The 8,695-nt window shown below is 42.2% G+C and carries 7 protein-coding genes; 2 read left to right on the forward strand and 5 right to left on the reverse strand.

The genetic code is table 11. The annotated features are described in order from the left end of the window. Positions 1–218: 218 nt before the first annotated feature. From CXF61_RS08055 to erpA, 4 genes are all read right to left on the reverse strand, one after another. Positions 219–857 carry a copper resistance protein NlpE N-terminal domain-containing protein gene (locus CXF61_RS08055; protein ID WP_165597829.1) on the reverse strand — a complete coding sequence of 213 codons (639 nt, stop codon included), beginning with the start codon at positions 855–857 and terminating at the stop codon, positions 219–221. A 442-nt stretch (positions 858–1,299) separates the two neighbouring features. Next, entirely contained in the window at positions 1,300–1,812 is a 513-nt protein-coding gene (locus tag CXF61_RS08060) for a disulfide bond formation protein B (protein ID WP_134292233.1), read from the reverse strand. 181 nt (positions 1,813–1,993) lie between these two features. After that, on the reverse strand, positions 1,994–3,568 hold the full coding sequence (gene gshA, locus CXF61_RS08065; RefSeq protein ID WP_165597830.1) for a glutamate--cysteine ligase: 1,575 nt from the start codon (positions 3,566–3,568) through the stop codon (positions 1,994–1,996). A gap of 353 nt (positions 3,569–3,921) precedes the next feature. Then, the gene (erpA, locus tag CXF61_RS08070) at positions 3,922–4,302 is read right to left on the reverse strand and encodes an iron-sulfur cluster insertion protein ErpA (RefSeq protein ID WP_057757666.1); all 381 of its coding nucleotides are present in this window, start codon (positions 4,300–4,302) and stop codon (positions 3,922–3,924) included. 928 nt (positions 4,303–5,230) lie between these two features. Between erpA and CXF61_RS08075 the strand changes: the two genes are divergently transcribed. Beyond that, positions 5,231–7,252, forward strand: a complete 2,022-nt coding sequence (locus tag CXF61_RS08075) for an ATP-binding cassette domain-containing protein (protein WP_165597831.1) — start codon at positions 5,231–5,233, stop codon at positions 7,250–7,252. Positions 7,253–7,324: 72 nt separating this feature from the next. Here the strand turns inward: CXF61_RS08075 and CXF61_RS08080 are convergent, their stop codons facing one another. After that, entirely contained in the window at positions 7,325–7,687 is a 363-nt protein-coding gene (locus CXF61_RS08080; RefSeq protein ID WP_057757673.1) for a septal ring lytic transglycosylase RlpA family protein, read from the reverse strand. A 499-nt stretch (positions 7,688–8,186) separates the two neighbouring features. On the opposite strand from CXF61_RS08080, the gene CXF61_RS08085 reads away from it, so the two are divergent. Then, complete coding sequence (locus tag CXF61_RS08085; protein ID WP_193834202.1) at positions 8,187–8,678, forward strand: DUF3015 family protein; 492 nt, start codon at positions 8,187–8,189, stop codon at positions 8,676–8,678. Positions 8,679–8,695: the final 17 nt, after the last annotated feature.

Consider the following 8,695-nt stretch of genomic DNA (forward strand, 5'->3'; position numbering starts at 1 on the left):
AAAATAAAGTGTGAGGTGCCTAGCTGTCATCAGTAAAAATAAACGCTTTGATAAACAACGACCAATATATCAGCTGGGCAAACAAGCAATCATTGTAAAGTAAACCCTGTTCGATGACCAATAAAAAACGCCTAACAAGTAGGCGCTATGTAGCTAATGTAATTTGGTCATTTTAGTATGCAGCGATACGCCAACTAACAGTCAGCATGATGACACTTTTATTTTCGTGATAACGTATAGTCATCCTCTAAATTATCGTGCTCATCGATCCGTATCAAATGATTGTCTTGGATATGGTAGGTCTCGATATTTTTCCCTTCATAGACAATGGTGATTTTATCATTGTCTTGTCGGTAGATACCCGATTCGAGTAGGGGTGTTTTTGGTTTTTCAGGATTATGATAATAACTTGCTTTTAGTACGGAACCATCGGCGAATAAGTTCAATGTAACGTCGATACTGTCGCAATCTGTACAAGAGACCATGCCGCCATAATCGCCCATCAATGTTGCTTGCAGCATACTGCTTTTTGCTTCTGATCGCTCCATAGAGCTGTCTGCATAGGTATCTTTATTTGACTGAGCAGCAGCAATTAATGATTGCCCTTCCACCATTTCGCTTGTCTCATCATCACTCGCTAGCTCAGCACTCTTAGCATTGTCATCTTGCAATGATTGTGAAGCCTCCTGCGATTCAGAACCAGTCGACGCAAACGTAGATACCATGTCTTTATCGGTATTGGACGAGGCACTATCACAGCCTACGAGTAGCACACATAGTGACGCTACAAGTAACGAAGGACGCCACCGTTTTACGATAGCAAGCGTGGTAGAGCGAACGGGAGCAAAATATATCATGGTCATACCAAAAACAGTTTTTAACAAGTATTTTTCAAGCTCATCTATACTATCGACAACGTAAAGCCATTGTCAAAGATAAGGATAATAAGGCATGGGCGCGTAGTAATAATATAAATTAAGAACTTGACAGCATTATCTTATATTCAAAATACAGATAGCTTATGAGTAGAAAGCGACAAATATCTAATGCTTGTCCGTTTATAAGGTAAGCTGACTAAAGATATCAAAGGCTTGAAAATATCTCTGTGGGCTTTTTGTTGTTGGCCTTATATCTAAAAGGCATAAGTCGACATTAGCGATACCTGTTGGTAACGCTAATATGGGTTGTAAGGGCGGGTTAATAGTAGACAAAAAAACAGACATCGTATCGAAGATAGCAATGTCTGTTTTAAAAGCAGAACTAGGAAAGAAACCTAACGTCTTATTGAGTCATAAGATACTACTTGGAAGATTTTACGATACGCATTAATATCAAGACATGTACGATCAGCAGCACACTAAATAGAATCAACGACTGCTCAGGAATACTTAATCCCATAAGCATCCAATCAACAGAGGCGCATTCGCCAGATCCTGCAAATACTTCTTTGAATACTTGTAGGATAGGGAGGGTATCAAGCCAATAGTTCAGTCCTGGACCACAAGAAGGTACTTGGTCAGCAGGTAAATGTTGCAGCCATACATGGCGTGCTGCTACCGCAGTTGCCCAGCCGATACCTACTAGACTCCCAAGCCATAGCAATAGTCTTATCACTTTAGACTTAGGATTAAACAACGCTGATATCAGGGCAAATCCGCCCATGACGATTAGACCAACACGCTGAAAAATACAGAGTGGGCAAGGTGAAAGCCCTAGATGACGCTGTAGATAAAACAGCGCAAAACTCATGCCTATGATGGCCATTATCACCAAAAATACTTGCAGGTTACGGTAAGTGGTTAGCTGTCGCATTGTGCGGTTACTCTTATGGGTTTATCTATAGTAGATGTGGGGTAGCAATCAAGATTAAGCAGTCAAAACTTCACAGTCAGGATTTAGAAATCAGACCTTAGCAATCGTCAACTAGTCATCAGAATTCAGCAATCAATAACTGGCAGTTAAAAGTTAGTAATCAAAAGCTAGTAATCACGCCTTAGCGATACTGCTGTAAAAAGTCCATAAAGTCTTCTGTCTCAGACTTCTCAATCTCAGCCTGCTGCAAGATAGACTTTTCTGCCAATACTTCGTATTTCGCTTGGGTGTTTGGACTGAGAGTCTGCTGCAATAATGACTCGCGATGCTGCTGCGCTAATGTAAAACCAAGCTGCCATAGACTACCTAAGCGTTTGCTGTCGGAATTTACTTGTGCAGAGATAGTCGACTCAGAATGTCCGGCTTTGCCCTGCATCAATGCCACTGCAGCACGGTAGTCATTGCCACCATAATGAGCATCTAGCAATGCAGCAAGTGGCTGCATACGCTCCAAATGCATCAGCATCCAGCCCTCAAGCGATTGCTCTTGACCGTTATTGATGATGTGCAGACCTTCACGGCGACCTTCGTTGACCACACGCTCTAGGTTAATAGCGAGTGCTTCTTCTTCTTCAGGCAGCAAATCAGGTGAATCGCTGAATAGACAGTAGAGCGCCATCACTTCTAAAAAGCAAGCACTAGAGAGACGAATACCAACATCGCTATAAGGATCAAGATCAATCGCACGAAACTCAACGTAAGCAATACCGCGACGCTCAAGCGCTTCGGTTGGTGTCTCACCACTCATCGCAATTTGCTTAGGACGGATAGGGCTATAGTATTCATTTTCTATCTGAAGGATATGATTATTGATCTGAATTGGGTTGCCATCTTCATCTTCCAGACCAAGCTTGGCAAAGCTCTCATGCGGTGTTTGGATCGCGCGGCGTAGTCCAGCGACATACTCTGGCAAATAGTTATAACGAATATCTAGCTGCTCTTGCACGCTATTGGTGTAGCCAAGCTTACCCATACGCAGACTGGTGGCAGTCGGTTTATAGTAGGTTGAGTCGTTCAATAGCTCTAAGTCATGCTCACGCCCAGCAACAAAGCAAGGACATACGCTTGGACTTGCACCCAGTAAATACAACACAATGCTGGTCAGTCGCTTAAAGTTGCGAATAAGCCCTAGGTATTTTTCGTTTTTGAACTCTGTCAATGTCTGCTCTTGTGCAGCTGGGCTATGCGCTTGCCACGTCTCAAACAACGTATCACCAAAAGACAAGTTGTAATGTAGACCAGCAATCGTCTGCATACGGCGACCATAGCGGATACCAAGACCGCTGCGATAAAGGGTTTTTAGCTTACCTGTATTAGAGCTACCATAATCAGCCAGTGGAATATCTTCATCTTTAGAAGACAACATACAGGGCATAGATAGTGGCCACATCAGCTCGCCGTCAGGCATGCCTTGATACACCAATACATGCAATTGACGCAGCATATTGAGTGTCTCTTTTGGCGAAGCTTTTGGTTCGGTGATAAGCTCAAGCAGGCTTTCTGAATAATCGGTAGTAATAAAAGGATGGGTCAATTTTGATCCGAGTTTGGCTGGATGCGGCGTCTGTGCCAAAAAACCATCAGGTTTTACGCGCAGGCCCTCTTTTTCAATACCGCGGAGCATACCCGTTAAATGCTGGCTGTCAAACCAATTGGGAATGTCAAAATTAACAAAGCTACTCGCAAAATTACTCATAATAGTCATCTATTGTTATTTATTATGGCGGATCAAAGCACGATGGGCGTTTGTCCATAAAAGGGTTAAATGTTCGGTCAATAATCCCGTCAGTTTAGCTCAAAGCCGTGGTTAAAACCACGAACAATTACAAATACGATAAGCTTTAGGCAACGCGATTTGTGAGGATTTTGACCCTGTTTTTAATACAAATTCATCTCGAATATAGCGTTATTCTGGCCAGACAGTTTGATAAAAAAAGCATCTACCTGAGAGATAGATGCTTTGTTCATTATGCCTACCAGCCATTTGACATAGTATTGGCACAATATCGCATTATCTTAATAACCATAGCGCGACCGCGTCTATTTAGCTTATATAGAGAATGACGAACCGCAGCCGCACGTGGTCGTGGCATTTGGATTGGTCACGACAAAACGTGCCCCTTCCAGTCCTTCGGTGTAGTCAACGGTAGAGCCTTGCAAGTATTGATAGCTTAGCGAATCGACGACTAACGTCACATCACCATTATCAAAATTGGCATCGTCTTCGTTTAGATCGTTGGCAAAGTTAAACCCGTAAGAGAAACCAGAACAACCGCCACCCGTCACATAGACACGTAGCATAAGATCGCTATCGCCTTCTTCTTCACGTAGACGGCGTACTTTTTGCGCCGCACTATCAGTTAGGCTTAATACGGTTGGGTCTACTGGCTGGCTTGAGCTTGGGCTAAATTGGTTGGCTGATTCGTTCATATCTACCTCAGTTGCTAGGATCAAATGCGGTCGTCGTCCTGTTTGGGTTTGCAATAGGATACTTGCAAATAAAGATACGCACGGCGTTTGATTTAATTGGGTGCTGTCATTATGGCAAAGCTATTGGTGCATTATAAGCTGTTTGTACAATTTCAAAATAGTATTTGTGCCACCACAACGTTTTATTGGCTCTATTGATAGTGGGCACTTATCTTTTAGCAGTATATCATAATGGGGGTGCTGATTCGTTTGTCAAGAGTGATGCAACTACTGAATTTTACTAATGAATAGCAGTGTCCCAATTTTGATAATGTGTTTTTTAAAATAACTGCGTCAATGGGCTAAACCAATAACCAGACTAAAAAATAATAGCGTGTGACTAGGGCGTGTTGAACATTCAAATATTAGGGCTGCTGATCGCTAAAATTGCACCAAACTAGGCGCAAGCCGACGATAATGTCGAGACCTTAACTAGGCTTGTAACGACCTTTGGGGTGATTTTAGCATCAGCCTTTCAGGGCAGTACTCTTTTTTGCCAATACATGGCGAAATTGTTTAACCTAGAATGACTAGGCATCAAAAATTTCACGGCATATTGTCTAAAAAATAGTCACTGCCAGCACCACATTTGAATGTTCAACACGCCCTATATAAAACACTACTTAATAATATTAGGCAGTCTTAAAGCTTATTAGTCATATTACGGTATTTTACGGCCATAACCTTTATAATAGTAACAACCATGTATGAGCTCAAGAGTCGCTTGTACAACATAAGGTGTTTGGCGTAATAAATACTTAGTTTTGAAATAGTTATTTAATTGTTTGCCTATGTGGCAAGCGTTTGAAATAATAGCCGCCAGTTGGCATACCCTATGTGTGTTTCTTATTGCCCTATATCTATATTATTGTTGAGATGAAGAAATTATATGATCGAATTTAAAGACGTTGGTGTTCGCCGTGATGGTCGTGAATTGTTTGCAGGTGCAAGCTTTCAGCTCCATCCAGGTCACAAAGTTGGACTGACGGGCAACAACGGCACAGGCAAATCTACTTTATTTGCGCTGTTACTGACGCAGATGGGTACAGGCGATACAGAAGTCACCCTTGATAAAGGTGAAGTCAGTATTCCTGATAGCTGGCATGTGGCGCACATGGCACAGGAAGTTGGTGCTACGACGCAGTCTGCAATCGATTATGTATTGAGCGGTGATGAGCAGTGGTATGAAATTAATGCTGCGCTAAATGATTTGAGCAGTGTCAGTGATGAGCAAATTGGTGTGCTACACCAGCAGTTCGATGAAATCGACGGATATCGTACGCCGACCAAAGCAGCACAAATTATGGCAGGTCTTGGTTTTAAGACTAGCCAGCATGAGCTGCCTGTAGAAGGGTTTTCTGGTGGTTGGCGTATGCGCTTAAACCTTGCCAAAACCTTGATGAGCCGTGCTGATTTGATGTTACTTGATGAGCCAACCAACCATTTGGATTTGGATGCTATCCTGTGGCTTGAAACATGGATTAATGCCTACATGGGTCTGGTCATCGTCATCTCGCATGATCAGGCATTTCTAGATGCGACAGTCGGTCATATCCTGCATGTAGAGCAGCAAAAAATCACCCTTTATACTGGTAACTATCAGCAGTTTATCCGTACCCGTCACGAACGTATGGCGCAGCAGCAGCAAGCGTTTGAAAAGCAAGAAGCAACTAAGGCACATTTAGATGATTTCATTCGTCGTTTCCGTGCCAAAGCCAGTAAAGCTAAGCAAGCACAGAGCCGTATTAAGCAGTTAGAGCGCATGGCAGAGCTGTCACCAATGATGGCTGACAACCCGTTCTCCTTCCAGTTCTATGAGCCTGCAAACATGAGCTCACCGCTGATTGAGCTGACCAACGCAGATATTGGCTATAGTGACACACCGCTTCTACATAATGCCAATGTACAGGTAACCCCTGATACCCGTCTCGGCTTACTGGGTATGAACGGCGCTGGTAAATCAACATTGATTAAGGCGTTAGTCGGTGAGCTTGGCGTATTAACAGGGAAGTATCGTGTTTCGGATACGCTAAAGCTAGGCTATTTCAATCAGCATCAAATGGATATCCTAGATGCCCAAGCAACGCCTATAGAGATGTTACGTCGCCTAGCAGGTAAAACCTCTGATGCGATGCTACGCTCGTTTTTGGGTAGCTTTGACTTCCGCGGTGAGCGTATTGATACACCAAGTGAGCTATTCTCAGGTGGTGAGCGTGCACGTCTAACGCTAGCATTGATCGTTTGGCAACGTCCAAATGTCCTTGTGCTTGATGAGCCAACCAACCATTTGGATTTACAAATGCGTCAAGCGTTGACCATAGCCTTGCAAGGTTTCCAAGGCGCAGTGGTACTGGTATCGCATGATCGAGAACTAATTGCCAATGTCTGTGATGAGCTGTATCTGGTACATGATGGCATCATCGAAGAGTTCGATGGCGACATTGGTGACTATGGCAAGTGGCTAGCAGAGAAGCGCAAGCAAGAGAACGCATCAGATAAGAATACCGGTAAGAAAAAAAGTAAAAAAGAGAGTAAGAAGTTTGTTTCACGTGAAACAGACAGTAGCCAAGTAAGCAACAAAGCATCTGATAACTCATCAAATAGTAAAGCTGCGGCGCCTGCACTTAGTAAAGAAGAGCAGCGTAAGCTAGCGGCTGAACAACGCAAAATGACAGCACCTATCCGCCGCGAGATAGAGGAAACAGAAAAGACACTGGCTAAGATTGATAAGCAGCTCGTGACACTTGAGGAAAAGCTGGCTGATACTGAGCTATACGAAGAGAGCCGTAAGTCTGACTTGCTTGTATTGCTCAATGAGCAAACGGCGCTACAGCAGCAACATAGTGATAATGAAGAGAAGTTACTACTATCAATGACGACTTTAGAAGAGATGGAAGCTAAGTTCGCATAAAGCGTTATAGATAGTTAGTTATATAAACAGACATGAAAAAGGGATGGCATAAGCCATCCCTTTTTTATTACATTATTCCTTACGATATTTGCCATCACCGTACGACAGTATTTCCATCGTGGTCGTACAAAGCTGACAGTTTATTTCACCAGCAGCGGCTTTTGATAAATCAAGGATACGACCTCTAATAAAAGGTCCTCTGTCCGTGATTTTTACAACGACGCTCTGCTTTGTCTTTTGATTGGTTACTTGTACCTTCGTACCGAACGGTAACGTGCGATGTGCAGCGGTTAAAGAGTTCATGTTGAAGATACTACCACTCGCTGTGCGCTTGCCATGAAACTTACTGCCGTAGTAACTGGTATTGGCTGCAAAAACTGTGGTGCTAAGTAGTAGCGATAAAGTGACAACCAAAGACTTGATTAAATAAGACATTTAATACCTTTAAGCAATTAATAAAATAGACAGATGCTCTTGCCTACGTTATCTATACTCCCTATGAGTATGAATAATAGGGGATTCTACAAGAGCTAGCTTGTCATATTATTACTGCCGTGTAAAAAACTCATGAGGTCAAATAGCTGTTTTTTAAGGAAAAATAGCTATTTTTTAGCAAAAATAATGATGACGTAGGTACTAAAACTAGTCTTATAAAGAGTGATTCTCATAAAGAAGCCGACAAAATACTGGAAAGCCAATAACGTAATATAAATAGGTAATATATAAAGACCAAATCTATCGATATAGCATAATTATCGTTATGAGAGCTCAAATAGTAATAGATAATATAATGTAAAAAAACCTTGCTATATTCTTACTATTTTGTAGAATGCATAAGGTTAAACATTATTCTAGAGTATCTATGAAATATACTCATAATAAGTTTGATTTTTGGTCAAATAATCTATTTTTTATCGTCTTTCGAGGAAGTTTTATGTTGAAAAAAATTGCGTTCGCTTCAGTTGTTGCTGCTATGATTCCATTTAGCGCAGCTAATGCCGATCTTGGTTCTAGCTTTAAAACGGCAGAAACTGGTCGCACTATCGAGCAGATTTATAAGCAGTGTGGTATTGGTGGTGCTTTGTTTGGTAATTCTAGCCCTATCTTAGCTATTATCTCTAACGTGACTTGGGATTTAGGTACTACGGCTGCTACTTCTGACTCTATGTCTCCTGAAACTTGCCAAGGTGGTAACGTTAGAGCTGCGGTTTTGATTAAAGAAGCCTTCCCAAGTGTTGAAAAAGATCTAGCTTCAGGCCAAGGTGCTCATTTATCTGCCCTACAAAGTGTTGCTAACTGTGATTCAGCCGCTAGCGTACGCGCACAGTATGGTCAATATACTCAGACTTCTGCCTATCGTACTGCTACGCAAGATCAAAATGCTGAGACGCTATTTAGCATCGTTAAGCAAAGCTGTGCTATCTAAATATTGAAAGTGCTAGG

The sequence above is a fragment of the Psychrobacter sp. 4Dc genome (genome assembly GCF_002836715.1).
Classification (GTDB): domain Bacteria; phylum Pseudomonadota; class Gammaproteobacteria; order Pseudomonadales; family Moraxellaceae; genus Psychrobacter.